The 26,106-nt window shown below is 66.9% G+C and carries 19 protein-coding genes; 12 read left to right on the forward strand and 7 right to left on the reverse strand.

Translation table 11 applies throughout. The features are described 5' to 3' along the window. The first annotated feature begins 1 nt into the window (after nt 1). The 8 genes from VFG17_RS18535 (at nt 2) to VFG17_RS18570 (ending at nt 8,161) form a co-directional block, all read left to right on the forward strand. Nucleotides 2-763 (forward strand): SDR family NAD(P)-dependent oxidoreductase, encoded by a 762-nt coding sequence (locus VFG17_RS18535; protein WP_325030855.1) that lies wholly within the window; start codon nt 2-4, stop codon nt 761-763. Continuing rightward, a complete protein-coding gene (locus VFG17_RS18540; RefSeq protein WP_325030856.1) occupies nt 760-1,602 on the forward strand; it encodes a rhamnogalacturonan acetylesterase in 843 nt (280 codons plus the stop codon). Before VFG17_RS18535 ends, VFG17_RS18540 begins: the two co-directional genes overlap by 4 nt. A gap of 114 nt (nt 1,603-1,716) precedes the next feature. Next, nucleotides 1,717-4,575 (forward strand): TonB-dependent receptor, encoded by a 2,859-nt coding sequence (locus VFG17_RS18545; protein WP_325030857.1) that lies wholly within the window; start codon nt 1,717-1,719, stop codon nt 4,573-4,575. Between the two features lie 92 nt (nt 4,576-4,667). Then, nucleotides 4,668-5,414: a FadR/GntR family transcriptional regulator gene (locus VFG17_RS18550; RefSeq protein ID WP_325030858.1), complete on the forward strand. Its 747-nt coding sequence runs from the start codon at nt 4,668-4,670 to the stop codon at nt 5,412-5,414. Continuing rightward, complete coding sequence (locus tag VFG17_RS18555) at nt 5,414-6,193, forward strand: 2-keto-4-pentenoate hydratase (protein ID WP_325030859.1); 780 nt, start codon at nt 5,414-5,416, stop codon at nt 6,191-6,193. The genes VFG17_RS18550 and VFG17_RS18555 overlap by 1 nt, the downstream gene beginning before the upstream one ends. Further along, nucleotides 6,190-7,209, forward strand: a complete 1,020-nt coding sequence (locus VFG17_RS18560) for a sugar kinase (protein WP_325030860.1) — start codon at nt 6,190-6,192, stop codon at nt 7,207-7,209. The genes VFG17_RS18555 and VFG17_RS18560 overlap by 4 nt, the downstream gene beginning before the upstream one ends. Nucleotides 7,210-7,311: 102 nt before the next feature. Next, complete coding sequence (locus VFG17_RS18565; protein ID WP_325030861.1) at nt 7,312-7,632, forward strand: multidrug efflux SMR transporter; 321 nt, start codon at nt 7,312-7,314, stop codon at nt 7,630-7,632. Nucleotides 7,633-7,735: 103 nt separating this feature from the next. After that, nucleotides 7,736-8,161 carry an NADH-quinone oxidoreductase subunit A gene (locus VFG17_RS18570; RefSeq protein WP_414712972.1) on the forward strand — a complete coding sequence of 142 codons (426 nt, stop codon included), beginning with the start codon at nt 7,736-7,738 and terminating at the stop codon, nt 8,159-8,161. Between the two features lie 78 nt (nt 8,162-8,239). Here the strand turns inward: VFG17_RS18570 and nagE are convergent, their stop codons facing one another. The 5 genes from nagE to VFG17_RS18595 all read right to left on the reverse strand — a co-directional run bounded on the left by nagE (nt 8,240) and on the right by VFG17_RS18595 (nt 16,101). Continuing rightward, a complete protein-coding gene (gene nagE / locus VFG17_RS18575) occupies nt 8,240-9,928 on the reverse strand; it encodes an N-acetylglucosamine-specific PTS transporter subunit IIBC (RefSeq protein ID WP_325030862.1) in 1,689 nt (562 codons plus the stop codon). Further along, nucleotides 9,925-12,417, reverse strand: a complete 2,493-nt coding sequence (ptsP, locus tag VFG17_RS18580) for a phosphoenolpyruvate--protein phosphotransferase (RefSeq protein WP_325030863.1) — start codon at nt 12,415-12,417, stop codon at nt 9,925-9,927. Before ptsP ends, nagE begins: the two co-directional genes overlap by 4 nt. Nucleotides 12,418-12,729: 312 nt before the next feature. Beyond that, nucleotides 12,730-13,896, reverse strand: a complete 1,167-nt coding sequence (nagA, locus tag VFG17_RS18585) for an N-acetylglucosamine-6-phosphate deacetylase (protein ID WP_325030864.1) — start codon at nt 13,894-13,896, stop codon at nt 12,730-12,732. Further along, nucleotides 13,893-14,924, reverse strand: a complete 1,032-nt coding sequence (locus VFG17_RS18590; RefSeq protein ID WP_325030865.1) for an SIS domain-containing protein — start codon at nt 14,922-14,924, stop codon at nt 13,893-13,895. Before VFG17_RS18590 ends, nagA begins: the two co-directional genes overlap by 4 nt. Nucleotides 14,925-15,018: 94 nt before the next feature. Beyond that, nucleotides 15,019-16,101, reverse strand: a complete 1,083-nt coding sequence (locus VFG17_RS18595; RefSeq protein WP_325030866.1) for an acyltransferase family protein — start codon at nt 16,099-16,101, stop codon at nt 15,019-15,021. Nucleotides 16,102-16,276: 175 nt separating this feature from the next. On the opposite strand from VFG17_RS18595, the gene VFG17_RS18600 reads away from it, so the two are divergent. The 4 genes from VFG17_RS18600 to VFG17_RS18615 all read left to right on the forward strand — a co-directional run bounded on the left by VFG17_RS18600 (nt 16,277) and on the right by VFG17_RS18615 (nt 24,014). Next, entirely contained in the window at nt 16,277-19,498 is a 3,222-nt protein-coding gene (locus VFG17_RS18600) for a TonB-dependent receptor (protein ID WP_325030867.1), read from the forward strand. A gap of 66 nt (nt 19,499-19,564) precedes the next feature. After that, a complete protein-coding gene (locus tag VFG17_RS18605; protein WP_325030868.1) occupies nt 19,565-21,070 on the forward strand; it encodes a tryptophan halogenase family protein in 1,506 nt (501 codons plus the stop codon). After that, complete coding sequence (locus VFG17_RS18610) at nt 21,067-22,530, forward strand: tryptophan 7-halogenase (protein WP_325030869.1); 1,464 nt, start codon at nt 21,067-21,069, stop codon at nt 22,528-22,530. Before VFG17_RS18605 ends, VFG17_RS18610 begins: the two co-directional genes overlap by 4 nt. Continuing rightward, nucleotides 22,527-24,014, forward strand: coding sequence for a tryptophan halogenase family protein (locus VFG17_RS18615; RefSeq protein WP_325030870.1), 1,488 nt, complete (start codon nt 22,527-22,529; stop codon nt 24,012-24,014). The genes VFG17_RS18610 and VFG17_RS18615 overlap by 4 nt, the downstream gene beginning before the upstream one ends. Before the next feature lie 118 nt (nt 24,015-24,132). Here the strand turns inward: VFG17_RS18615 and VFG17_RS18620 are convergent, their stop codons facing one another. Beyond that, nucleotides 24,133-24,870, reverse strand: coding sequence for a GntR family transcriptional regulator (locus VFG17_RS18620; protein ID WP_325030871.1), 738 nt, complete (start codon nt 24,868-24,870; stop codon nt 24,133-24,135). Between the two features lie 100 nt (nt 24,871-24,970). Continuing rightward, nucleotides 24,971-26,014, reverse strand: coding sequence for a glycosyl hydrolase family 18 protein (locus VFG17_RS18625; RefSeq protein WP_325030872.1), 1,044 nt, complete (start codon nt 26,012-26,014; stop codon nt 24,971-24,973). Between the last annotated feature and the right edge of the window lie 92 nt (nt 26,015-26,106).

Genomic DNA, 26,106 nt, shown 5'->3' on the forward strand with positions numbered 1-26,106 from the left:
AATGCACCACATGAATCTCCAGGGCAAAACCGCGCTCGTCACCGGCGGCGGCCGCGACATCGGCCGCTCGGTCTCGATCGCGCTCGCGCGCGCCGGCGTCCGCGTCGCGATCAACTACAACAGCGGCCGCGAAGCCGCCGAGGAAACGCTCCGGACGATCAAGGACGCGGGCGGCGACGCCTTTCTGGTTCAGGCCGACGTCACCGACAGCGGCGCGGTCAAGGCGATGCTCGAAGAGGTCGGCATCGCGTTCAGCGGCCGGCTCGACATCCTCGTCAACCTCGCGGGCGGCATGGTCGCGCGCAAGACGCTGAGCGAGATGGACGAGGACTTCTTCGACCATGTCATGACGCTCAACCTCAAATCGGCCTTCCTCGTGCTCCAGGCGTCGCAGCCCTTCCTCGGCGAAGGATCGGCGGTGGTGAACGTCTCGTCGCTCGCCGGTCGCGACGGGGGCGGTCCGGGCGCCTCGATCTATGCGACCGCGAAGGGCGCGCTGATGACCTACACGCGTTCGATGGCGAAGGAACTCGGCCCGCAGGGCATCCGCGTCAACGCGGTCTGCCCGGGCCTGATCGGCACCAGCTTCCACGACATCTTCTCGAAGCCCGAAGGCCGTGCCGCGACCGCGAACAACACGCCGCTCCGCCGCGAAGGCCATCCCGACGAGGTCGCCGACACGATCGTCTATCTCGCGTCGCCTGCCGCGAGCTTCCTCGCCGGCGTCTGCCTCGACATCAACGGCGGACTGGGCTTCTCGTGACGCGCTGGCTTGTCGCCTCGGCCGCCTGTGCCCTGCTTGCGAGCGGGGCGCAGGCGGCGCCGCGCGAGCGCACCGACGCGCCGCCGCTCGAGCCCTACAAGATCATCCTCGTCGGCGATTCGACGATGGCGCCGCACAGCGGCTGGGGCGGGGCGTTTTGCGCGCACCACGTCAAATCGTCGGTCGCGTGCCTCAACGCGGGGCGCGGCGGGCGTTCGACGCGCAGCTATCGCCAGGAAGGCAGCTGGGACATCGCGCTCGCCGAGGCGAAGGTGCCGGGCTATCGCGGCACCTGGGTATTGATCCAGTTCGCGCACAACGACCAGTCGTCGAAATCCGAACGCTGGACCGACGAGACGACCGAATTTCCCGCCAACCTCCGCCGCTTCGTCGAAGAGGTGAGGGCGGCGGGCGCCATCCCGGTGCTCGTCACCCCGCTGACGCGGCGCGAGTTCAAGGGCGGCAAGCTCCGCAACACGCTCGCGAGCTGGTCGGACCAGATCCGCGGCGTGGCCAAGGCGATGGACGTGCCGCTCGTCGATCTGAACGCGCTCAGCGCGGCACAGGCGCAGGACATGGGTGCCGAGACGGCGACCAAGCTCGCGCAGGTCCCGCCGACGCCCGAGGAACTCGCGGCGGCGAAAGCCGGGACGACGCTGCCCGCGCGCCCGGCGCCGCCACCGCCGCCGCCGATCACGGGCGACGGCGCGCGTGGGCAGGTGACGCGCAAGTTCGACTATACGCATCTCGGCAACGTCGGCGCCGAAGTCACCGCCAAGCTGGTGACCGAGGCGCTCGCCCGGGCGGTGCCGGGGCTCCGGAGCCAGCTCGTCCGCTGACAAAACATGTATGGCAAAATGGACTAACCAATCTGCCATACACAGTGGTTGACAATCATGCTGCGATGTTCGACAGCATTGGTCATAACAGAATCGATATTTGGGAGAGACGAAGTGAATTCTCGTAATCAGTTCCGCGCGCGCACGCTCCGCGCCGCCCTTCTGGCTGGCGCCGGCACGACTCTGCTCGTCGCCGCGATGCCCGCGATGGCGCAGGACGCCGCAGCGCCCGCCGCGCAGGATGAAGAGGACGCGATCGTCGTCACCGGGATTCGCGAGACGATCCAGAATTCGATCAACACCAAGCGCGAGGAAACCGCGATCGTCGATGCGCTGTCGGCCGACGATATCGGCGACCTGCCCGCGCTGTCGGTCGGTCAGGCGATCCAGACGATCACCGGCGCGACGACGCACCGCGAAAAGGGCGATGCCTCCGAAATCGCGCTGCGCGGCCTCGGCCCCTTCCTTTCGAACGCGACGTTCAACGGCCGCGACGCGACCAACGGCAGCGGCGACCGCTCGGTCAATTTCAACCAGTTCCCGTCCGAACTCGTCAACAATATCAAGATCTACAAGACCCAGCAGGCCGACCTCGTCGAGGGCGGCGTCGCCGGCACGATCGAGATCGGCACGCTGCGCCCGCTCGATTTCGGCAAGCGCCGCATCCAGGGCGAGGTCAAGGCGCAGTACAACCCCTATGGGGACCGCATCGTCGGTGGATCGGGTGGAATCGGCTGGCGCGGCACGCTGAGCTATGTCGACCAGTTCGCGAACGACACGATCGGCATCGCGATCGGCGTCCAGCGCAACGACACCAACAACCCCGAGGAAACCTACGCCGCATCGACGACCTGGACCGCGTGCCAGGCCGACATCACCGTCGCCAACAACAACTGCAACGAGTTTGAACGCGACGAATATGGCGAGGGCCATCCCTTCTACCTCGTCCCCAACGCCTATACTTTCCGCCAGATCAGCGAAGTCGACAAGCGCGATGCCATCTTCGGCGCGATCCAGTGGCGGCCGTCGGACCAGTTCAACATCAACCTCGACGTCCAATATTCCGACCGCACCTTCGTCGAGAGCCGCCGCGACCTCAACCTGTCCGAAGCGCGTCGCAGCCTGACCGACGTCGTTTATGACGAAAACGGCATCGTGCAGAGCTTGAGCGGACAGAGCGCGCTCGAATCGAACGGGTCCGAACTGTCGCGCGCCGAGGAATATCTGGGCGGGGGCCTGTCGGTCGAATGGCAGCCGAGCGACCGGCTGACGCTGACCGTCGACGGCAGCTATTCGCGCACGATCCGCGTCGAGGACGAACGCAATGTCCGTTTGCGTACCGATCCCAAGGATCTCAACGGCGATACCACCGTCTTCAACAACATGCGCATCCCCTATACTTACGAGATCACGCCGGGCAGCTTCGTCCCGACGATCACGATCGATCCGCGCTTCGATCTCAACAACCACGACCTCTTCTGGGACGATGCGCGCTTCCGCCGCGACCAGAGCCGCCGGCATAACGAGATCATCGCCGGCCGCTTCGACGCCGGATATGAAATGGACGGTTTCCTGAGCAAGCTGTCGGCCGGCGTCCGCTGGTCCGAAATGACCTTCCGCGACTATGACGTGCGCAACGAGGATTTCGATCTCACCACCGACATCGACGAAGAGCGCCGGATCAACAATCTGTGCCGCAACCGGGCCTTCCCGCAGACCGGCTTCCTGTCGGCGGCCGACGACAATTCGATCAACAGCTGGGCGACCTTCGACGTCGATTGCCTGTTCCGCGAATATACGGGCAGCGAAGACCCGGGTGCGCTCGCGGACAAACGCTCGCCGGCAAACCGCGACGTCACCGAACGCACGCTCGCCGGCTATATCATGGCCGATTACGACGCCGACCTCGGCAATATGCCGGTGCGCGGCAACATCGGCGTGCGCGTCGTCAGGACCGACGTCACTTCGAACGGCCTGCGCAGCGAACTCACCATCATCGACAATGGCGACGGCACGATCCGCCTCGACACCACCGGCGATTTCGAAACGGTGACGATCAAGAGCAGCAACACCCGCATCCTGCCCAGCGTCAACGCGATCTTCGAAGTCGCACCGAACACGCTGCTGCGCGTTGCGGGCTATCGCGCGATGTCGCGCCCCGCGCCGAGCGCGCTTGGCGCCGGCCGCACCTTCCAGATCGACGCCGACGACTTCACCTCGGTCGAGGAAGCGATCGGTAACGTCCGCGCCAACGGCAGCCCGCGCCTGAAGCCGCTGATGTCGTGGAACGCCGACGCGGCAATCGAATGGTATCCGAACAAGGACAGCCTCCTGTCGGCGACGGTCTATTACAAGCAGTTCAACGGCGGCTTCCAGCCGGTGGTGTTCGACGAGCAATTCGTCATCGACGGACAGACGGTGACCGTGCCGGTGACGCAGACGCGCAACAGCCCCGACAAGTCGCGCATCTACGGCCTCGAACTCACCGCCGCGACGCGCTTCAGCTTCCTGCCCAAGCCGCTCGACGGCCTCGGCGCGAAGGTCAGCTATAACTATGCCGACTCCAATTTCGAAAATCAGGACGTCAACCTCGGCGACCAATATGATCCGGAAACCGACACCGTGTCGCCGGGCATCATCCCCGCGGCCGGCCTCTCGGGCTATTCCAAGCATGTGCTGTCGGCGCAGGCCTACTACGAAATCGGCCCGGTATCGCTGCAGGCGATCTATAACTACCGGTCGAAATATTATCAGGACTTCGTCGGCGGCAACAGCCAGCTGCGCTATGTCGGCCCCAGCGAAACCGTCGATTTCCGCGCGTCGATGGATCTGATGCCCGGCGTTTCGCTGCGCTTCGAGGCGCTCAACATCTTCAACGAGCCCAAGGCGACCTATATGCCGGTCTATGGCAGCAGCCGTCAGTATCATTACTATGGCGCCAAATATTTCGTCGGCCTGCGGGCGCGGATTTAGGCGGAACGGAAACTAAGTTCGGTCATGGGCTTCAAACTCGTCCTACCTGATTGTATGGACTCCCATACGCCTATGTGGGGAGATGATTGAACATGGCCGAACGCCGCCTTTTCGAGGATGTCGCCGATACGATCCGGCGCCTGATTCTCGATGGAACCTATCCGCCGGGAACGCGGCTGCCCGGCGAGCGCGAACTGTCCGAGCGGTTCGAGGTCAGCCGGGTGACGATCCGCGAGGCCGAGATCGCGCTGCAGGCGACGGGGTGGATTCACATCCGCACCGGTGCGGGTGCATATGTCGAGGCGGTCCTGCCCGGCGACAATGCGATCCTGCCCAAGGTCAGCGCGTTCGAGCTGACCGAGGCGCGCTCACTGTTCGAGGCCGAGGCCGCGGCGCTCGCGGCGCCGACGATCTCGAGCGAAACGCTCGAAAAGCTTGACGAATTGCTCGCCCTGATGGCTGACGACAGCAAGAGCGAGGAAGAAATCAGCGCGATCGACCGCGAGTTTCACATGACGATCGCCGCCGCGTCGAGCAACAAGGCGATCATCCATGTGATCGAGAGCCTGTGGCGGATGCGCATGGAATTGCCCGAAGTGCGGAGCAGCCATTCGCTCGTCTGCCGCAAGGACGGCGCGGCGCGTCAGGCCGAGCACGCCGACGTCGTCGCCGCGCTGCGCAATCGCGACGCGACCGGCGCGCGGCTCGCGATGCGCCGCCATTTCAACCGCCTGCTCGAATCGATGCTCGACGAGACCGAGGAGCGCGCGATGGTCGAACTGCGCCGCCAGTCGGCCGAAAGCCGCCAGCGTTATCTGCTGAGCGCAAAACTCGCCTGATGCCTGACGCGCCGGGTCCGGTCGCGGCGCTGCTGGCCGCGCGCCTTTCGGGGCAGGCGCTTCCCGCCTTTCCCGCGCCGGTGCCCGCGACGCTGGCCGAAGCCTATGATGTGCAACAGCGGCTGACAGCCGCGCTCGGCGCGCCGGTGCTCGGCTGGAAGGTCGGGCGCATCCCGCCCGCGCTCGTCGAAACGCTCGGCGCCGAGCGTGTTGCTGGACCGGTGCTGCGCGTCGCCGAACTCGACGGGGACAGACCGGGGGAAGCACTGATCTTCGACGGCGGCGCGGGCGCGATCGAATCCGAGGTGATGCTGCGTCTGCGCGCGGTGCCCGATGGACGCGTGACCGGGGACGACGGCGCCCGCTGGATCGACGAGATCCGCGCGGGGTTCGAGGTCGCAAGCTCGCCCGCGCCCGACGTCCACGATCACGCCCCCTATGGAATCGTTGCCGACATCGGCATTAACAACGGCCTGCTGCTCGGCCCCCGGCTTGATCCCGACGATTTCGCGACGCTCGCGGTCGAAACGCGGATCGACGGCGTGGCGGTCGGCACCGGGCGCCCGATCGACGTACTCGACGGCCCGTGGGGATCGCTCGATTTCCTCGCCGACCTTCATCGCCGCGGCGTCATCGAGCTCAAGTCCGGGCAATGGATTTCCGCCGGCGCGATCACCGGGGTCCACCCGATCGCGATCGGCCAGACCGCGACGGCGCGTTTCGGCTCCGTCGCCGCCATCGCCTGCGTCGCCGCCGCGGAAACCGGATTCATCGCATGATCGCTCCGCCCCGACACATCGCCTGTTTCGGCGAAATCGTCATGCGCGTCTCGGTTCCCGAGGGCGAGTTGCCGCTGCAATCGGCGCGCTTCGGCGCGCATGCCGGCGGCGCCGAGGCCAATGTCGCGGTCGCGCTCGCCGCGCTCGGTCGCGCTACCGCGATGATCAGCGCGGTTCCCGAAGGCCCGATCGGCGACGGCGTTATGGGCGAACTGCGCCGCCACGGCGTCGATACCGCGTCGGTGCTTCGACCCGCGGGCCGCATGGGCCTCTATTATCACCTCCCCGGCGGCCCGATGCGCCCCGCCGAGGTCGTTTACGACCGCGCCGGCTCGGCCTTCGCGACGGCGGCCCCCGAGGACTGGGACTGGGACGCGTTGCTCGATGGTGCCGACTGGCTGCATGTCTCGGGCGTCACCCCCGCGCTCGGTCCCGACAGCGCCGCCGCGACGCTCGCAGCGGTCACACGCGCCCGCGCGGCCGGGATCGGCGTGTCGTTCGACGGCAATTGGCGCGGCCGTCTGTGGGAGCGCTGGCAGCCCGATCCGGCGGCAATCCTGAAACCGATCGTCGCGCAGGCGACCTTGCTTTTCGGCAATCATCGCGACGCGGGGCTGCTTCTCGGCCGCGAATTTTCGGGCGAGGGCGAAGACCGGCGGCGCGAGGCCGCGCTGGCGCTATTCGACCATTTCCCTTCGCTCGACCATATCGCCTCGACCGCGCGCGAAATCCTCGGCCCCGACGTCCACCGGATCACCGCGCGCATCGATACCCGCGACGACCGCGGCGTGAGCGAGCCCACCCTCGTGACGCCGGTGATCGACCGGGTCGGGACCGGCGATGCCTTCGCGGCGGGGGTTCTCGACGGCCTGTGGAGCGGCAAGGACCTCGCCGATACGGCGACGCACGGCCTCGCTTTGGCGGCGCTCAAACATGGCTTGCACGGCGATTTTGCGCCCTTCGCGCGCTCGACGCTGGACCGCGCGTCGAGCGCCGCACAGGATATTGCGCGCTAGGGGCCATTGCGGTAGACGCCGCCAGCAGAGGCCACGTCCTCGCCCGCGCCAGGCGGGTTCTCAAGTCCGGGACGGCCCGGCAGCTCTGAAACGGAGGCTGCCATGGCCTGGATATATTTGACGATCGCCGGAATTTTCGAAATCGTGTGGGCTTTTTCGATGAAGCAGTCCGAAGGCTTCACGCGCCCGGGCGCGACCGCCATCACCATCGCCGCGATGATCGTGAGTTTCGCGCTGCTCGCGCTGTCGATGAAATCGCTCCCGCTCGGCACCGCTTATACGATCTGGACCGGCATCGGCGCGGTCGGCGCGTTCCTCGTCGGCATCTTCATCCTCGGCGAACAGGCGAACGCGATGCGGATCGTCGCCGCGCTGCTGATCGTCAGCGGCCTCATCCTGATGAAGCTGTCGTCGCCCGCCTGAGCGCGGGCACCCCGACAAGCGAGGCCACGTCCTCCCCGGCGCATCCCGCAGGTGCGCCGGCATCAGGTCCGGGACGGCCCGGCGACTCCCAAAGGAGGCCGCCATGCCCGCCAAGTCCGCCGCATCCATTTCCCACGCGAGCATCGGATCGCAATCGGGCGTGCTGCTCGACTATCTGCCGATCCTGATCTTTCTGGGCGTGGCGCTGCTGCTGTCGATCCTGTTCGTTTTCCTGCCCATCGTCCTCTCGCGCTTCACCGGAACGCACGCGCCGGACAGCGAGAAACTGTCGGAATATGAATGCGGCTTCCCGGCGTTCGACGCGTCGCGCAAGCCGTTCGACGTCCGCTTCTATCTCGTCGCGATCCTCTTCATCATTTTCGATCTGGAAGCCGCCTTCCTCTTTCCGTGGGCGGTCGTCGTGCTCGACCTCGGCTGGGAAGCGTGGGGCGCGATGATGGTATTCCTCGGCATATTGACGGTCGGGTTCGTCTACGAATGGAAAAAGGGCGCGCTCGATTGGGAATGATGCCCCGTCGCTCGCCGGGGCTATTCTGTGAGAATGGCCCCGGCGAGCATTAGGCCGAGCGGCGGGAAGACCGCCGTCCTAATCGCGCAAGATGTGAAGGATGTGGGGCTGCGGGCGCGTGAAACCGCGCTCCAGCCGTGCCAGCCCGTTTTCGTCGATCCGCGCCCTGTCGACCAGTTCGACGCGGAAGCGCCCATGCAGCGCCCGGATCGCCCGGACATTGGCCTCGCCGCCAAGCGCGCCGATTATGTCGGCGGGCAGTGCCGATGCGTCGTCCAGGTCGCCGCTGTGCCGGATCGCCGCCCGTGGGGCGGCCGCACCGCCGCCGCCGGCCAGCGCGCCGCGGATTTCCTCGGCGACCAGATCGGCCACCGGCCCCAGCACGACCTGCGCCGCATTCTCCGACGGCCGGATGATGCCGCGCGCGCCGAGCGCCGACAGCGCCGCGTCGTCGACCGCGCTCTGGTCGGCGACGATCAGCCGCAGGCGCGTGGTGCAGGCATCGACGCTGACGAGGTTGGCCGCGCCGCCGAGCGCCGCGACGAAGGCTTCGCCGCGTGCGCCGCCCGCCGATGCGGTCGCGGCCTCGGCGACCTCGCCGCGCTCGCGCCCCGGCGTGGTCAGGTCGAAACGGCGGATGAAGAAGCGGAACAGGCCGTAATAGAGCAGGGCATAAGCGGCGCCGATCGGCAGCAGCAGCCAGGGCCGCGTTGCAAGGCTGAAATTGAGCACATAGTCGAAAAGCCCCGCCGAAAATCCGAAACCGAGCTTCACGTCGAGCGCGTTCATCAACGCCATCGACGCGCCCGTCAGCAGCGCGTGGATCGCGTAGAGCAGCGGCGCGACGAACATGAAGGTGAACTCGATCGGCTCGGTCACGCCGGTGAGGAAGCTGGTGAAGGCAAGGCTGAAAAGCATGCCGCCGACCGCCTTCTTCCGCTCGGGCCGCGCCTCGTGATACATGGCGAGGCAGGCGGCGGGCAGGCCGAACATCATCACCGGGAAAAAGCCCGACATGAACGCGCCCGCGTCGGGGTCGCCCGCGAAGAAACGGCGAAGGTCGCCCGTCGCGCCTTCGAAGTCGCCGACGACGAACCAGGCGGCATTGTTGATGATATGGTGCAATCCGGTGACGATCAGCAGCCGGTTGAGCGCGCCATAGACGAACAGCCCGATCTCGCCCGAGGCCACGACGGCGCGGCTTGCGGTGTCGATCGCGCCGCTGATATGCGCATAGCTGTAGCCGATGAGTGCCGCGAGCAGCAGCCCCGCGACCCCGCTGGCGATCGGCACGAACCGGCGGCCGCCGAAGAAAGCGAGATATTCGGGGAGCGCGATCGTCGCGAAACGATTGTAGAAATGCCCGCCGATCAGCCCCGACAATATGCCGACCGGGACTTCGAGCCGGTCGATCAGCCCGACCGCCCATTGCTTTGCCGTCAAGGCGGCCGCGGCTTCGGGAAGTCCCGCGCCGATGTCGGGGGGCGGGGTCATGAAGGTCTGCGCGCCGGTCGTCGTGACGAAATAGCAGACGACCCCCGCAAGCGCCGCGGCGCCATTGCCGTCGCGTGCGAAACCGACCGCAACGCCGATCGCAAAGAGGATGCCGAGATTGTCGAAGATCGCCGCGCCCGCCGCCGAGATGAAGGCGATGTCGAGCAGGTCGGGCTGGCCGATGCGCAACAGCAGGCCCGCGATCGGCAGCACCGCGATCGGCAGCATCAGCGCGCGGCCGAGTGGCTGGAGCGTTTCGAGAATCTTCCTCATCGACGTGTCTCCTCGAACGCGCGGGCGAGCGCGCGAACCTCCGCCGCCGACTTGCATTGCAGCGCGAGTTCGGCATGCGCGCGCGCCTCGACCAAAGTCAGGCCGCGCACGATCTGTTTCGCTTCGGCGACGAATCCCGGCACTGCCGACAATTCGGTGACGCCGAGCCCGATCAGGATCGGCAGCGCCGCGGGATCGGACGCGAGGCCGCCGCAGACGCCCACCCAGCGCCCGTGAACGGCGGCGAGACGGCACGTCTCACCGATCATCCGCAGCACCGCGGGGTGCATCGCGTCGACCCCGGCGGCGACCGCCGGATTGCCGCGGTCCATCGCCAGCACATATTGGGTCAGGTCGTTGGTGCCGATCGAAAGGAAGTCGGCTTCGGCGGCGAGCAGGTCGGCGGTCATCGCCGCGGCGGGGGTTTCGACCATCACGCCGACCTCGACCGGCGCCGTTACACCCATCTCGCCGCGCAGCCGCTCGACCACCGCGCACACCTGCCGCAGTTCGTCAACGCTGGCGACCATCGGAATCATGATCTTGCATTGCCCGGCGGGTTCGACGCGCAGGATCGCGCGAAGCTGCGTTTCGAGCAGGTCGGGCCGCGCGAGCGCCACGCGAATGCCGCGCTGGCCGAGTGCCGGATTTTCCTCGGTATCGATCGGGATATAGGTGGCGGGCTTGTCGCCGCCGATGTCGAGCAGGCGGACGATCACCGGCCTCTCCGCGAGCGCATTGGCGATCCCATGATAGGCGGCGTGCTGCTCATCTTCCGACGGCGCGGTCTCGCGCCCCAGGAACAGGAACTCGCTGCGCACGAGCCCCGATCCCTCGGCGCCCTGCGCGGCGGCGGCCTGCGCTTCGTCGACGCTGCCGATATTGGCGAAGATTTCGATGCGCGTGCCGTCGGCGCTGTGGCAGGCGTCCTTCGCCGCCGCCTGCGCTGCTTCGCGCCGCGCGTCGCGCTTGGCGAGCCGGGCGGCGAATGTTTCGGTGTCGGCGGGCGAGGGCGCCACCGTCGCGTGGCCCAGTTCGGCGTCGAGCAGCAGCGGCGCGCCATCCTCAATGCTGTCGAGCGCATCGCCCATCGCGACGAGCGCGGGCAGACCCATCCCCGCGCACAGGATCGCGACGTGCGACGTCGGGCCGCCGCGCGCGAGGCAGATGCCGGCGGGCTTCGCCGCGGCCAGCGTCACGAGCTGCGACGGCAGCAGATCCCCGGCCACCACGATCGCGCCCGCCGGAACGTCCGCGCCGCCCAGCGCCGTCCCGGTCAGCGCCGCGAGCATCTGTCGCTCGATGTCGATCAGGTCGTCGATGCGTTCGATCAAATGGGCATTGCCCGTCGCGCGGATCGCGTCGATCTGGTCGTGGATCGCGCCGCGCCACGCGAAACCGGCGCTGCCTCCCTCGGCGATGCGCCTCTCCGCGCCTGCGAGCAGTTCGGGATCGTCGATCAGCGCAAGATGCGCCTGCATCACCGACGCGACGCTGCCGCTCGCCCCGTCGGCGCGCACGGCGATGCTCGTCCGAACTTCGTTTCGCGCCGCGAGCAGCGCCGCGCTTTCCTCGGCAGCTCCGCTGCCCTCGCGCGCGACGGTAATTTCGGTCTGCCGCAGCCGCGCGGCGGGGCCCATGGCAAGGCCGGGCGAGGCGATCACGCCGCCGATCTGCCCCGCGCGCAGCGGACTGGCCGCGGCGGCGGGCAGGGGAGCCACGACCGCGGGCGCGCCTTCACCCATATCGGTCGCGAGCAAGGCGACGATTGCCGCGAGCGCCGCCTCGGCATCGTCGCCGCGCGCCTGCACGACCACTTCGTCGCCGAAAGCTGTGCCAAGCGCGAGCAAGGCGACCGTGCTCCGCGCATCGCCGCGCTTGTCGCCCTTCACCAGATGCACGTCGGCCTCGAAACCGCGCGCCGCTTCGCCGATCCGCGCGGCGGGCCGCGCGTGGATGCCATGCGGCAACGACAGCGTCACCGCCTGCTCGACCAGCGTCCCGTCATCGGACCGGCGGCGCGCTTCGGCTTGCACGGGCACGAGCGTCATCAACGCCTCGCACGCGCCGATCGCGGCGTCGGTCGTGCGGCGGCTGATTGCAAAGGCTTCGGCATTGGTGACGATCACCGGGGTGATCAGGCTCGTCGCCGCGAGCGCGACCGCATCGAGGTCGAAACGGATCAGCGGGTCGCCGCGCGATACCATGTCGCCGGCGACAACGAGCGGCGTAAAGCCTTCGCCCTTCAGCATCACCGTATCGAGCCCGATGTGGATCAGCACTTCGGCGCCCTCGGCGCTGCGCAGCGAGACCGCGTGACCCGCATCGTGCAGCGTCACCACCTCGCCGTCGAACGGCGCGACGACGGTATCGCCGAGCGGCTGGATCGCGACCCCGTCGCCCATCATCCGCTGGGCAAAGACCGGATCGGGAACATCGTCCAGCGTCGTCGCCCACCCTCGGAGCGGAGACGTGATGATCAGGCTCATCGATTTAGAGCGGTTTTCGACCATTTCAGGGCACCGTGATTGGGCCAGGCAGTCCGCTGGCGAGGCGCGGCGCGCGGCAGGGGCTGGTAGCCCCTGCAAGCGCCGCAACGCGGCCAGCGGACTGCCTGGCCCAACCGCTCCGCGGCGGGCCGATTTTGGCCCATTGCTGCGTCGAGATGTCTTGGAATATCGACATATACCTACGCCATCCCTCCTTGCACTGAGCCAAAATCGGCTCCGTCACGGCGACCTGAAATGGTCGAAAACCGCTCTGATCCCCAAAACTTCCGCCGCTTATGTGCGGCTTGTGTATCATTGCACGGCTTGAGCAAGGCTCCGCGTCGATTCCGAAACAATCCCGCCGCCGATCCACGTCGCGCGCGGGTCGAGACCGGCATCCAGCCATACCCAGTCGGCGCGCTGTCCCGGCGCGATCGCGCCAATGCGGTCCTCCAGCGACAGGAAAGCGGCGGGCGTCGCGCTCGCCATCGCCGACACGTCGGGGACGGAGAGGCCGGTGACCTCGACTGTCTTGCGCAGCGCAGACGCCATGTCGAGATGCGTGCCCGCCAGCGTGCCGTCCTCGAAGATGCAGACGCCGTCCTTCACCGCGATGCGCTTGCTCTGCAGCGTGAACTCGCTGACGTCGGTGCCGACGCTCGGCATCGCGTCGGTGACCAGCATGATGCGGTCCTTGCCCTTCGCATGCACCGCGAGGCGCACGACGGCGGGATGCAGATGGACGTCGTCGACGATCAGCCCGCAATAGCTGTCCGAATCGAACGCCGCGCCGACCGCGCCGGGATTGCGGTGGTGCAGCGGCGACATCGCATTGAACAGGTGCGTGAAACCGGTCAGCCCCGCGCCGATCGCGCGCTGCGCTTCGTCATAGGTCGCGTCGCTATGCCCCGCGCTGACGATCACACCGTGCCGGACGAGGGTGCGAATATCCTCCTCGTCGCACAGTTCGGGCGCGAGCGTCAGCATCACGCGCCCGCGATGCGGCGCGGTGAGCGTCGCCAATATCTCGGTATCGAGCCTTCGGATGCGATGCGCTTCGTGAATGCCGCGCTTCGCCTCGTTGATAAACGGGCCTTCGATATGGATGCCGACGACGCCCGGCACGCCTTGCTCGATCGCGGCATCGACCGCGGCGAGCGCCGCAGCGATTTGCGCGGGCGTGTCGCTGATCAGCGTCGGCAGAAAGGCGGTGGTGCCGAAGCGCGCGTGCGCGGCGCCGATCGCCGCGATGGCTGCGACATCGACCTGATCGTTAAACAGCACCCCGCCGCCGCCGTTGACCTGCGTATCGACGAAGCCGGGCAGCAACCAGCCGCCCTCCAGGTCGACCTCGCGGTCGGCGGGCGCATCGCCGGGATCCGAGACCGCAGCGAGAACGCCGTCGATCACGGTCAGATCCGCCGCCTCGACGGCGCCGCCCGGCAGCGCGATCCGGCCGTTGTGGAAACGAAAGATCATAAAGTCTCGGTAACCTTGTTGAGATGCGGTGGCGAGTCGGGGTCCTGGCCGCGCGCGAGCGCCAGCGCGCTCGCCATGCGGTAAAAGCTCTGGATCATCAGCACCGGTTCGATCGCCGGGTGCGCGGCGAGGACGGGCAGGTCGCCGTCGCCATCGGCAAGCAGCACCGTCGCGCCGCGTCCGCGGAACTCGGCCGCCGCGTCGCGCACGCTGGCGGCCGCCAGGTCGGTGCCGCCGAACGCCAGCACGTGAAAGGCGTCGCCGACGATCGCCATCGGGCCGTGGCGCACTTCGGCGGCGCTGAAGCTTTCGGCATGCAGCGCCGAGGTTTCCTTGAACTTGAGCGCGGCCTCCTGCGCGACGCCGAGGCCGTAACCGCGGCCGAGCACGAACAGGTTGGTCGCGCCCCGAAAGGCCGCGACCGCCGGCGACCAGTCTAGCGCGAAAGCCTGCTCGAGCTGGCCGGGCAGGGCGGTCAGCGCCGCGTCGAGCACCTCATCCTCGGCCCAGGCGGCGACGAGCGCGGCGATGGCGGCGAGCGAAGCGATATAGGATTTGGTCGCGGCGACCGATCGTTCGACCCCGGCGGAGAGCGGGATCACCACATCAGCCAGGCCCGCGAGCGGCGTCGCCCCGGCATTGACGAGCGCGACGACGAAGGCGCCGGCGTCGCGCTGCTGCTCGACCGCCGCCAGCAGGTCGGGGCTCTTGCCCGACTGCGACACCGCAAGGCACAGGCGGTTTCCCGCGACCGCGGGCGCGTCATAGAGCGACGCGATCGACAGCGCGGCCGACGCGGTCGGCGTCCCCGTCATCGTCTCGATCAGATATTTGGCATAGGTCGCGGCATGGTCCGACGACCCGCGCGCGCAGGTCACCACCGCGGCGGGGGGCGAGGCGCGCAGGCGCCGCCCGATGGCGGCGAAGGCGTCGCGATTCGCGGTCAGCATCGCGGCGACGGCGGCCGCTGCCTCCCCGGCTTCCTGCTCCATCAACGTCATTCGTCCGTCTGTTGCGGCGTTCGGCATCGTCCATCACTCTCCGGATCGGGCGACGTGACGCCATCCGATCATTGGTATTATATAGGTTATATAGGTCTCATCAAGAGGTATGTTTGGGCGATCAGATTTTAATGATCCATCCCTTGCGGCGCAGCCATTCCATCGCGCCCCAGATCAGCAGCATATAGAGAAGGATGGGGATGAGCGACGCGACCGGATCGCCCAGCGTTTCGCGCAGCGCGCGGAAGGGCAGGAGCAGCAGGTCCCATGTGACGACGCCCGCAGTCACCTGATGCAGCGTATAGGCCGCGATCGCATTGGCGCCGAACGCCAGCATCGCGGTCGCGGCAACCCCGGGCTTGCGGCCTTTGCGGTCGAGCCAGTGATGCAGCAGCGCGAGCGCGAGGACGGTGATGCCGCTGGTGACGAGCACGAAGCTGCTCGACCAGATATCCTTCACGATCGGGAAGGCGAGGCTCCAGGCGCCGCCGACCACCAGCATCGCGGCGCCGATCATCGCGAGCCGCCGCGCCGCGGGACCTTGGCGGCGGATCAGCATCTCGCCGATCGCGACGCCGATCAACCCTTGGGCGATTGCGGGGAGGGTGCCCAATATCCCCTCGGGATCATAGCCTTCGGGGCCTTTCACATAGAGGTGACTGCCGAGCAGCAGCCGGTCGACCGACGCGACGAAATTATGCCCGCGCGCCCAGATGTCGGTCGCGAGACCGTCGAGCGACGGCAGCAGCGCGAGCGGCCAGTAAAGCGCGAGGATCGCCGCCGCGATGATCAGCCGCGCGCGGGGTCCCGCCAGCAGGAACAGCAGCGCGCACGCGCAATAGACCAACCCGATTCGCTGGAGCACCCCGAACAGCCGCCAGTCGCCCGACGCGAAGCTGGTGAACCAGTAAAGATTGCTGAGGATGAAACCGAGCAGCAGCAGGCGGCCGGTGCGGCCGAGGATATGCCGGCGCTGCGCCGAATCGAACGTCGCGTCGCGCATAGAAAATGGGATGGCGATGCCGACCATCGTCAGAAAGCCGGGAAAAACCAGGTCGGCGAGGGTAAGCCCGTCCCAACTCACATGGAGCAGGATCGGCGCGACATCGGCTTCGGCGCCATATTTCATCGCCGCGGCCGAATTCACCAATATCATCCCGGCGACGGTCAGCCCCCGCAGCACGTCGAGTGAAATCAATCGCATGGCTTTTCTCCCCCGGTCGCCAGCGCCCCCTCGGGCGGTATCTTGGCGCTGCCATAAATTTGCAATGGACAGCGCGTTGGATTTGTAGTCTATTGGTAATAGTCCAAGGACGCAATTGGTCTTATAGAGATTGTGGGAAGGCAATCTGGACCGGATTGGATGGGGGAAAAATAAAATGATCAAGGGGCCTGCCAAGACTTATCGGATTCGCCACAGCCTGCTCCAGGGGATTTGCGGGGCGGCACTGGCGAGCGCGATGATCCTTCCCGCCGCGGCGCAGGAAAGCACCGTGCCGGTATCGGCGGACGAGGAAAAACCCGATGACATCGTCGTCACCGGCATCCGCGCCAACCTCGAATCGGCGCAGAACCGCAAGCGCAACGCCGACACTGTCGTTGATTCGATCACCGCGGAGGATATCGGCTCCTTCCCCGACAAATCGGTCGCCGAAGCGCTGCAGCGCGTCCCCGGCATCACCGTCATCCGCTTTGCGGGCACCGACGACACCTCGCACTTCTCGGCCGAGCCCTCGGGCGTCGTCATCCGCGGCCTCAACCAGGTGCGTTCCGAATTCAACGGCCGCGACACCTTCAGCGCGAACAGCTCGCGCGGCCTCAGCTGGCAGGACATCTCGCCCGAGCTTCTCGGCGGCATCGATACCTACAAGAACCAGACCGCCGATCTGATCGAGGGCGGCATCGCGGGCACGGTAAACCTGCGCACGCGCGTGCCGTTCGATCAGGACGGGCGGCTCATCTCGATTTCGATCAAGAACACCTATGGCGACATCGCCGAGAAATCGACGCCCGAAATCTCGGGTATCATTTCGGATCGCTGGCAGACGGGAATCGGCGAGATCGGCCTGATGCTGAGCGGTGCCTATTCGCACGCGATCACCGCGAGCCAGGGCATACAGTTCGATCGTATGGCGATCTTCGACGGCGTGTTCGGCCCCGGGAAACAATATATCCCGAGCGGCATCTACATGCGCGACAATGAATATGACCGCAAACGCTACGGCGTCTCGGCCGCCTTCCAGTGGCGCTCGAACGACGGCGACATGGAACTGACCGGCCAGTATCTGCGCTCGCAATATAACAACAGCTGGCGCGAGCATGCGATCTATTCGAGCGCGTTCAGCATCTACGGCCAGCCGAGCGACTATCAGGTCACCGATCCGACGCTCGTGAACCCGCTCACCGGCACCGCGCCGTTCCAGTTCGACGACGACGGCAATTTCCTCAGCGGCTGGTGGTCGGCGCCGCGCCCCTATGTCGGCGAAGGCGACGCCAATCTCGGGCTGGGCGTCAACGAGGATGGCGAGGCCTTCTTCAATCGCTGCTACGGCTGGGAAGGCTGCGTCCCGCAACAGCGCGCGCCGCAGGTCGACACCGCGGCGAACGCGCTCAAGAACAAGCAGATCACACAGGATTTCGGCCTCAATTTCCGCTGGGATGTTTCGGACCGCCTGCGTGTCACGCTCGACGGCCAATATGTCGACGCCAGCGTCCAAAACTACAACGCATCGGTCACCGCGCGGACCTTCGCCGACACCTTTGTCGACCTGACGGGCAAATATCCGCGCCTCGAATTCCTGCCCAACCAGGCCGAGAACATCAATCTGTCGAGCGGCGGGCTGAACAACCCGAACAATTATTTCTACTACGCGGTCACCGATCACACCGAGGACAGCGACGGCGAGGAGGTCGCCTTCCGCGCCGACGTCGAATATGATGTCGATTCGGGCTGGCTCGACGCGATCAAGGTCGGCGCGCGCTACGCCGACCGCGATCAGACGGTGCGCTGGGGCGCCTATAACTGGGCGAATATCTCGAACACTTGGACCTTCACGCAGGCGCCCTATTTCAACATCGACAGCCCCGCCTATGCGCCGGGCACCAACGGGCTCCACACCTTCGGCGGCGATTTCTTCGCCGGCAACCAGATCAATCACAACAGCTTCGCCTTCTTCAACATGGACATGTTGTCGAATCGCGAACAGCTGGCGGCGGCGCTCGGACGGCCGTCGATCGGCGTCGGCGATTATTATCCCGTCTGTTCGGGCGAGGGGTATCGCGGCGCGGAGACGATCGAAAAGGCCTTCGGCTGCTATTTCCCGAGCGAAGTCCACCGCGTCAGCGAACGCACCATCGCCACCTATGCGATGGCGAAGTTCGGCGGCGACAGCCTCGCCATCGGCGGCGTGCCGATCTCGGGCAACATCGGCGTCCGCCTTGTCTGGACGCGCGACGATACGGTGGGCGCGACCACCTTGCCCGTTCCCTTCACGCCGACAGGGCTTCTTTGCGAGCGGGGGACCGATCCGGGCCCGCCGCCGCGCCCGACGGCATCATCGGGCTGCGTCGTCACGCAGCAGGAGATTGATTTCAGCAACGGCGCGACCGTTGCCGACACGACCAAGGTCAATCATTTCCACGCGCTGCCCAGCTTCAACATCAAGTTCGACTTGACCGACAGGCTGGTATCGCGATTTGCCTATTCGCGGGCGATGTCGCGCCCCGATTTCGGCCTGCTCCGCAATTTCCTGACGGTGAACCGGCTGACGCCGAACCTGAACGATTTTTCGGACGAGAATGTGACGCGCGACGCGGATGGCAATGCGATCGCCTATGATTGGCAATATACCGGCCAATCGGGCAACCCCAGCCTCAAACCGATGACGGCCGACCAGTTCGACCTGACGCTCGAATATTATTTCGGCCGGTCGAGCTCGTTCACCGCGACAGGCTTCTACAAAAAATTCTACGATTATATCCAGGCGGGCCAATTCAACCTCGAAGTGACGAACAACGGGGTGACCGAGGACGTCCGCGTCAACCGGCCGGTCAACGGCGACGGCGCGAGCATCTATGGCGCCGAATTCGCCTTCCAGACCTTCTTCGACTTCCTGCCGGCGCCGTTCGACGGCTTCGGGGTGCAGGCGAACTACACCTATGTGAAGAACGACGGGATCGAGACGGTCAATTTGACCAACGAGACCGCGGGTGGAACGGCGGGCGGCGGCCTTACCTATGAGGATAGCACGGTAAAGGCCAATGCGCTCGAAGGCATTTCGAAGCACAGCTACAACCTCGTCGGCATGTATGAAAAGGGCCCGGTGTCGGCGCGCGTCGCATACAACTGGCGCTCCAAATATCTGGTGACCGCGATCGACTGCTGCGTCGGTTTCCCGATCTGGCAAAAGAGCACGGGCTATCTCGACGCCTCGCTCCGCCTCCGTGCGACCGCGAATATCGAGTTCGTGCTGGAGGGCACCAACCTGCTCGGCACCGACACCGTGCTGATGCAGCAGGTCGACGGCGACGGAACGCTCAAGCCCAACGCCTGGTTCAAGAACGACCGGCGCTACCAGCTCGGCGTGCGGCTCAACTTCTAAAAGGGGGAAGGGGCGTCGGTCCATTGGGGCTGGCGCCCACTTTCTTCCGCGTTAAGCTAGGCCGCCATGGGGGATAGGTTCGAACTCGTTATCGTCGGCGGCGGGACCGCGGGGTGGATGTGCGCCGCGGCCTGCGCCGCCAAGCTCGACCCCGCGCGCTTCCGCGTCCGCCTCGTCGAATCCGAGGAGATCGGGACCGTCGGCGTCGGCGAAGCGACGCTGCCCCAGATGAAGGATTTCAACGACTTCCTCGGGCTCGACGAAGCCGAATTCATGCAGGCGACGCAGGCGACCTTCAAGCTCGGCATCGAGTTCGTGAACTGGGGGCGCGAGGGCGACCGCTACGTCCACCCCTTCGGCACCTTCGGCCGCCCGATCGGCGAGGCCGATTTCTTCAGCTACTGGATCCGCGCGCACCTTGCCGGCACCGCGGCGCCGCTCTCCGACTATTGCTTCCCGATCGTCGCCGCGCTGCAAAACCGCTTCATGCTGCCGAGCGGCGACGCGAACGACGTGCGCAATGCCTTCGCCTATGCCTATCACCTCGATGCCTTCCTCTACGCGCGTTACCTGCGCGGCTGGGCCGAAGCGCGCGGGATCGAGCGCGTCGAAGGGCGGATCGTCGAGGTCGAGCAGCATAGCGAAAGCGGCGACATCGCCGCGGTGAAGCTGGCGTCGGGCGCGCGCATCGCCGGCGACCTGTTCGTCGACTGCTCGGGCTTTCGCGGGCTGCTGATGGCGCAGACGCTGGGGGTCGGGATCGAGGACTGGTCGCACTGGCTGCCGTGCGACAGCGCGGCGGCGGTGCCGTCGGCGCGCTCGGCGGACTTTCATCCCTATACGCGATCGACGCGGCGCACGGCGGGCTGGCAATGGCGCATCCCGCTCCAGCACCGCACCGGCAACGGCTATGTCTATTCGAGCGCCGACATTTCGGACGATGAGGCGGCGGCGACCCTGCTCGCCAATCTCGACGGCGAGGCGATGGCCGAACCGCGCGTGCTGCGTTTCAAGGCGTGCAAGCGCGAGAAGGCCTGGGCGCATAATTGCGTCGCGATGGGGCTGGCGAGCGGCTTTCTCGAGCCGCTCGAATCGACCAGCATCTATCTCGTCCAGATGGCGATCATGCACATGCTGACGCTGCTGCCGTCGGGCCCCGCGATCGACCCGGCGCTTCCGTGCGAACTCAACCGCGTGATGGACATCGAATATGACCGCATCCGCGACTTCCTGATCCTCCACTATATCGCGAACGAGCCCGACGCGCCGCTATGGGAGCGCGTGACGGCCATGGACCTCCCCGACACGCTCGCAGACAAGATCGACCGTTTCCGCCACCGCGGCCATGTTCAGGCCTATCGCGACGGGCTGTTCGGGCCGCCGAGCTGGCAGGCGGTGTTCGTCGGGCAGGGGATCGAACCGCGCGCCGCCGACCGCCTCGCCGACGTGCTGCCCGCCGCGACGGTCGACGAGCGCCTCGCGAACCTCGCCGCGACGATCGCCGACGCCGCGGCGACCGCGCCCTCGCACGCCGACTTCATCGCGCGCTATTGCCCGGCGCCCGCGCCATGACCGGTCCGGTGCAGCAAGTGATCGTCCATGGCGGCGGCGTCGCGGCGGCGATGGCGGCGCTCGCGGTCAGCCGCGCCTATTCGCGGCTCGGCACCGACGTCGTCTGGGTCGATACCGGCGAAGCGCCCGCACCGCACGCCGCGCTGATCGCGCCGCCCGACCTCGCGACCTTCCACCGCCTGCTCGGCATCGACGAAGCCGCGCTGCTCCGCCACGCCGCCGCGACGATCAACATGGGCCAGCAATTCGCCGGCTGGTCGGGCGGCGACGCGGCTTTCCTGCATGCCTATGGCGACGCGGGCAGCGCCTTCGCCTCGCTGCCCTTCGTCCAGCACTGGACGCGCGCGCGCGCCGCGGGGCTGCGCGTCGCGCTCGAGGATTTCTGCCTCGCCGCCGCCGCCGCCAAGCAGGGCCGCACCGGCGCGCCGCGCGAGCCGGCGACGCGGCAGGCGGTCAAGGCGGGCTGGCACCTCGACGCGGCGGGCTACGCGAAGCTGCTCCGCGCCGCGTGCGAGCAGGCCGATATTCGCATCGTCCCCGGCGCGGGCGCCGTTCCGCACCGAGGGGGCGCAGGCCTCGACCGCATCGACCTCGCGGACGGCGAGCAACTCGGCGCCGACCTGTTCATCGACACCGACGCCGCGCTGATCGCCGCAGTCGACGGCGGCGCGGAAGCGCGCGCCGGCTTCTGCGACCGCATCATCACCGCGTCGGCGCCCGCCTTCGACCCGCTACCGCTCTACAGTCGCGTCGCCGCGCACCCGGCGGGATGGCTGGCGATGATCCCGCTCGCGAACCGCACCGCGATCGAGTTCGCCTACGACAGCGCATCCTTGGCCGACGCCGGCGCTCCCGCCGCTCTCGCGGCGGCGCTTGGGCGCCCCGCCGACACCGCGCCGCCCGCCGCGTTCGGGGCGGCCGCGCGCCCGCGCCCGTGGATCGGTAATGTCGTCGCGGTCGGCCCTGCGGCGGGCGCCGCCCCGCCGCTCGACGGCGCCGAACTGCTCCTGCTCCAGCTTGGCATCGCGCAGCTCGTGCTGCTCTGGCCGATCGACCGCGCTGCGATGCCCGAAGCCGCCATTTACAACGAGGAACTCGCCGGCACCCGCGCGCGCGTCGCCGACTTCACCGCGCAGCATTTCCGCCTCAACGCCCGCACCGGCGAATCCTATTGGGACGCCGCGCGCGCCGCGCCGGTCTCGGCCGAACTCGCCGCCAAGATCGACCTGTTCGCCGCGCGCGGCATGTTCGCGCATTATAATCACGAGGCGCATGTCGAGGACAGCTGGGCGCTCGTCATGGCGGGGCATGGCGTGACCCCACGCAGCTTCGATCCGCAGGCGCTGCTCGTCGAAGATCAGGCGCTGATGGCCGAATTCCAGCGCCAGCTCCGCGCCGTCGCGAGCGACGTCCACGCGATGGAAAGCCACGCCGACGCGTTGCGGCGGATACGCGGATGAGCGCGCGGGCGCGCCCCGTCCGGCGCATCGTCATCGTCGGCGGCGGCACCGCGGGCTGGATGACCGCCGCGGCGCTCGGCCGCGCGCTGTCGGGGCAGCCGCACGGCATCACCCTCGTCGAATCCGACGCGATCGGCACCGTCGGCGTCGGCGAAGCGACGGTGCCGCCGATCCACGATTTCAACCGCTACCTCCGCCTCGATCCGGCCGAGTTCCTCCGCGCGACGCACGGCACGATCAAGCTCGGCATCGAATTCGAGGGCTGGGGCGGGGCGGACCACCGCTATTTCCATCCTTTCGGCTATCTCGGCATCGAAATGTCGGGCATCCATTTCCACCATTTCTGGCTGCGCCATCTCGCGGCGGGCGGCGACGCCGATCACGGTCCCTATAATCTCGAAACGATGGCCGCGCGCGAAGGCGCCTTCGCTCCCGCGACGCGCCACGGCCCGGTGCATCATGCGGTCCATTTCGACGCCGCCGCCTATGCGCGCTTCCTGCGAACCTATGCCGAGGAAAAGGGCGTGAACCGCATCGAGGGCAAGGTCGCCGACGTCCGCCTCGATCCCGAGGATGGCTTCATCACTTCGCTCGCACTCGGCGACGGACGCGTCATCGAAGGCGACCTCTTCGTCGACTGCTCGGGCTTTCGCGGCCTGCTCATCGAGGGCGCGCTCCACACCGGCTATTCCGAGTGGAGCCATTGGCTCCCGTGCGACAGCGCGGTCGCGATGCCCTGCGAAAATGTGGGCGATCCCGCCCCGTTCACGCGCGCAACCGCGCGCGAGGTGGGCTGGCAATGGCGCATCCCGCTCCAGCACCGCACCGGCAACGGCCATGTCTATTCGAGCGCGCATCTGGACCATGACGAGGCCGAGACGTTGCTGCGCTCGCGCCTGCCGGGCGCACCGCTCGCCGATGCCAACCGGCTGCGTTTCGTCGCGGGGCATCGCAAGGCGATCTGGAACCGCAACTGCATCGCGATCGGGCTCGCGGGCGGCTTCCTCGAACCGCTCGAATCGACCTCGATCCATTTGATCCAGACGACGATCGTCCGCCTGCTCGCGCTGCTGCCGCGCGATGCGATCGACCCGAACGTCGTCGCACGCTTCAACCGCGACGCGCTCCGCGAATATCAGGTGATCCGCGATTTCGTGATCGCGCATTATGCGCTCGCGAACCGCGACGATACGCCGTTCTGGCGCGATGTCGCCGCGGCGGGAATGCCCGACAGCCTCTCCGAACGGATCGAGGCGTTCCGCACTACCGGCAATATCCTCTTCGAACCCGGCGACCTCTTCGGCCCGACCAACTGGTATGCGGTGCTGACGGGGCAGGGGGTTCGCCCGCAAAGCTGGCACCCGATCGCCGACAGCCTGTCCGACGCCGAACTCGCCGCGCGTCTTGCGACATTGCGCGGCCGCGTCGCCGAACAACTCGCCGAACTGCCGCCGCATGGGGAATTTCTGCGAGGGTTGAACTAATTACCGCCGTGCTCCCGCGAAGGCGGGAGCCCATCACCTGATCGCGCTATCTTGCGCCGACCGGAGATGGATCCCCGCCTTCGCGGGGACACGGCAATTCATTTCGCGTCGTTCGGCTTCAGCCGTTCAGCTCCGCCACCACATCATAGGCATCACCGCGATAGAAGCTCTGCGTAAACTCCGCGGTGCGCCCGTCGGACAGAAACCCCCGCCGCTCGATGAACAGTCCCGGCGTGCCGGGCTCGATCTCCAGCATCTCGGCCTGTTCGGCCGTCGCCGCGATCGCGCGGAGCCGCTGCAGCGCGCGGACGGGCAGGTGCCCCGCCGCCTCCAGTGCTTCATAGAGCGACGCGCCCACCGCCTCGACCGACGGGAGGCAATAGGCGGGGATCGTCGCGATCTCGAGCGCCATCGACGTGTCGTCGGCATAGCGGATGCGGTGAAAACGATAGACGAGCGATCCCGGCGACAGGCCAAGCGACAGCGCCTCTTCGGGGGTCACCGCGCCCGCGGTCTTGCTCACCCATCTGCTGTGCGGCTTGCGCCCGCGCGAGATCATATCCTCCGAAAAGGAGGTGAGTTTCGAAAAGCTCTTCTCGACGCGCGGCCGCGTGACGAAAGTGCCCGCGCCGCGCCGCCGCGTGACGATGCCGTCGGCGACCAGCCCGTCGATCGCCTTGCGCACCGTGATGCGCGACACGTCGAATTCTTCGGCCAGGTCGCGCTCGGTTGGGATCGCTTCCTCGGCCTTCACGACCTGTCCCTCGATCGCGTCGCGCAGGATTTTCTGCAACTGCAGGTAAAGCGGTGTCGGATCGTCCTTCTGGAGCGGACCCACGCGTTCGATCAGTGACAAGGACGATGCTCCACCTGGTTGCCCGGCGCGCCGGTCGGATAGGACCAGCGCCGGATTCCCATGTGTTGCATTGGTATCGTTCCGTCAACCTTGTTGCGACTTATTCGCGCGAAAGCCCACGTTTGATCGCCTCCGTCAGCGCGTGGTCGGGGGTGTCCTGCGACAATTCCCACACCATTATGCCGCCCGCCTTTTCGGCCGCCAGCCGCGCCTTCTTTTCGATCGTCGCGGGGCTGTTGTGGGTGATATAACGGCAGCCCGCGCACCGATCGCCGATCACATCGGCTTTGGTCGCATTTATGCCATGTGCGTCGGCAATCTCGCGATAGGACCAATTCGCCTTCGCGCCGCCGAACCCATAACCGTAAAAGGGCACGCCGAGGACGAGTCGCTCGCGCGCGACGCCGCGCGCAAGCCACAGGTCGAGATCGCGCGCCGCCATCGCATAGCTGCTGTGCTCGGCGCCCGCTTCGCCCCAACTCGGCCCGATCGCGTCATAGGACATGACGTTGACCAGATCGAAATAGGGGATCGAACTCACCGGGATCATCCCGCCTTCATAGGAAGCGGTGGCGCAGGTCAGCAGCTTGCCGCGCGTCTTCATCGCTTCGGACAGCGCCGCGATGAAGGGCATATAGTCGCCCGCGCGGTCGATTTCGGTGAGCAGCGCCCCCTCGATGTCGATATCGATCCCGTCGAGTCCCAGCGTATCGGCAAGCTCGACCAGCGCCGCGACCGTCGCCGCGCGCCGCTCGGGCGTCAGCAGCGCCTTCCAGTCGCCCGAACAGCCGGGGATCACGCCGCCCGCGGTCGAGATCAGCACCTTCGCCCCGCTCGCCTGCAGCCGCGCGACCGTCCCCCGCAAGGCCGCGACCGACATATTCGCGCCCGTCTCGTCCTCCATGCACGTCATCCGTCCCGCTTCGACGAAGCGCCCGTCGGCGTCGGGGTTGGCGAAGGACAGGTTGTAATGCGTGAAGGCCGAAAGATCGGTGCGCGCGATCGACAGGTCGAGCCCCTTGAACGCCGCAAGATAGCCGACCACAACGGGACGCCGCTCGTCGGCTCGGGCGGGCAGCGACAATACTAATGTAAAACCAATCAGAATCGACGCGATGAGGCGAAAAGCGCGAATATTTGCCATTTTATCAGTTTCCCCTTGAATTCCGCCCGATCCGAAAGGCGTTGACCCGTCCGCGACTACATGACAAATTAGATACAAATTGTCGAGCGGGA

The sequence above is a fragment of the Sphingopyxis sp. genome (assembly GCF_035686825.1).
Classification (GTDB): domain Bacteria; phylum Pseudomonadota; class Alphaproteobacteria; order Sphingomonadales; family Sphingomonadaceae; genus Sphingopyxis.

Excerpts from the sequence above, each read along its gene's own strand:
- VFG17_RS18590 (WP_325030865.1), bottom strand. The coding sequence starts at position 14,924 with ATGCCGAACGCCGCAACAGACGGACGAATGACGTTGATGGAGCAGGAA.
- ptsP (WP_325030863.1), bottom strand. The coding sequence starts at position 12,417 with ATGAGCCTGATCATCACGTCTCCGCTCCGAGGGTGGGCGACGACGCTG.
- VFG17_RS18555 (WP_325030859.1), top strand. The coding sequence starts at position 5,414 with ATGCCTGACGCGCCGGGTCCGGTCGCGGCGCTGCTGGCCGCGCGCCTT.
- nagE (WP_325030862.1), bottom strand. The coding sequence starts at position 9,928 with ATGAGGAAGATTCTCGAAACGCTCCAGCCACTCGGCCGCGCGCTGATG.
- VFG17_RS18610 (WP_325030869.1), top strand. The coding sequence starts at position 21,067 with ATGACCGGTCCGGTGCAGCAAGTGATCGTCCATGGCGGCGGCGTCGCG.
- VFG17_RS18595 (WP_325030866.1), bottom strand. The coding sequence starts at position 16,101 with ATGCGATTGATTTCACTCGACGTGCTGCGGGGGCTGACCGTCGCCGGG.
- VFG17_RS18535 (WP_325030855.1), top strand. The coding sequence starts at position 2 with ATGCACCACATGAATCTCCAGGGCAAAACCGCGCTCGTCACCGGCGGC.
- VFG17_RS18600 (WP_325030867.1), top strand. The coding sequence starts at position 16,277 with ATGATCAAGGGGCCTGCCAAGACTTATCGGATTCGCCACAGCCTGCTC.
- VFG17_RS18565 (WP_325030861.1), top strand. The coding sequence starts at position 7,312 with ATGGCCTGGATATATTTGACGATCGCCGGAATTTTCGAAATCGTGTGG.
- VFG17_RS18560 (WP_325030860.1), top strand. The coding sequence starts at position 6,190 with ATGATCGCTCCGCCCCGACACATCGCCTGTTTCGGCGAAATCGTCATG.
- VFG17_RS18550 (WP_325030858.1), top strand. The coding sequence starts at position 4,668 with ATGGCCGAACGCCGCCTTTTCGAGGATGTCGCCGATACGATCCGGCGC.
- VFG17_RS18570 (WP_414712972.1), top strand. The coding sequence starts at position 7,736 with ATGCCCGCCAAGTCCGCCGCATCCATTTCCCACGCGAGCATCGGATCG.
- nagA (WP_325030864.1), bottom strand. The coding sequence starts at position 13,896 with ATGATCTTTCGTTTCCACAACGGCCGGATCGCGCTGCCGGGCGGCGCC.
- VFG17_RS18605 (WP_325030868.1), top strand. The coding sequence starts at position 19,565 with ATGGGGGATAGGTTCGAACTCGTTATCGTCGGCGGCGGGACCGCGGGG.
- VFG17_RS18625 (WP_325030872.1), bottom strand. The coding sequence starts at position 26,014 with ATGGCAAATATTCGCGCTTTTCGCCTCATCGCGTCGATTCTGATTGGT.
- VFG17_RS18615 (WP_325030870.1), top strand. The coding sequence starts at position 22,527 with ATGAGCGCGCGGGCGCGCCCCGTCCGGCGCATCGTCATCGTCGGCGGC.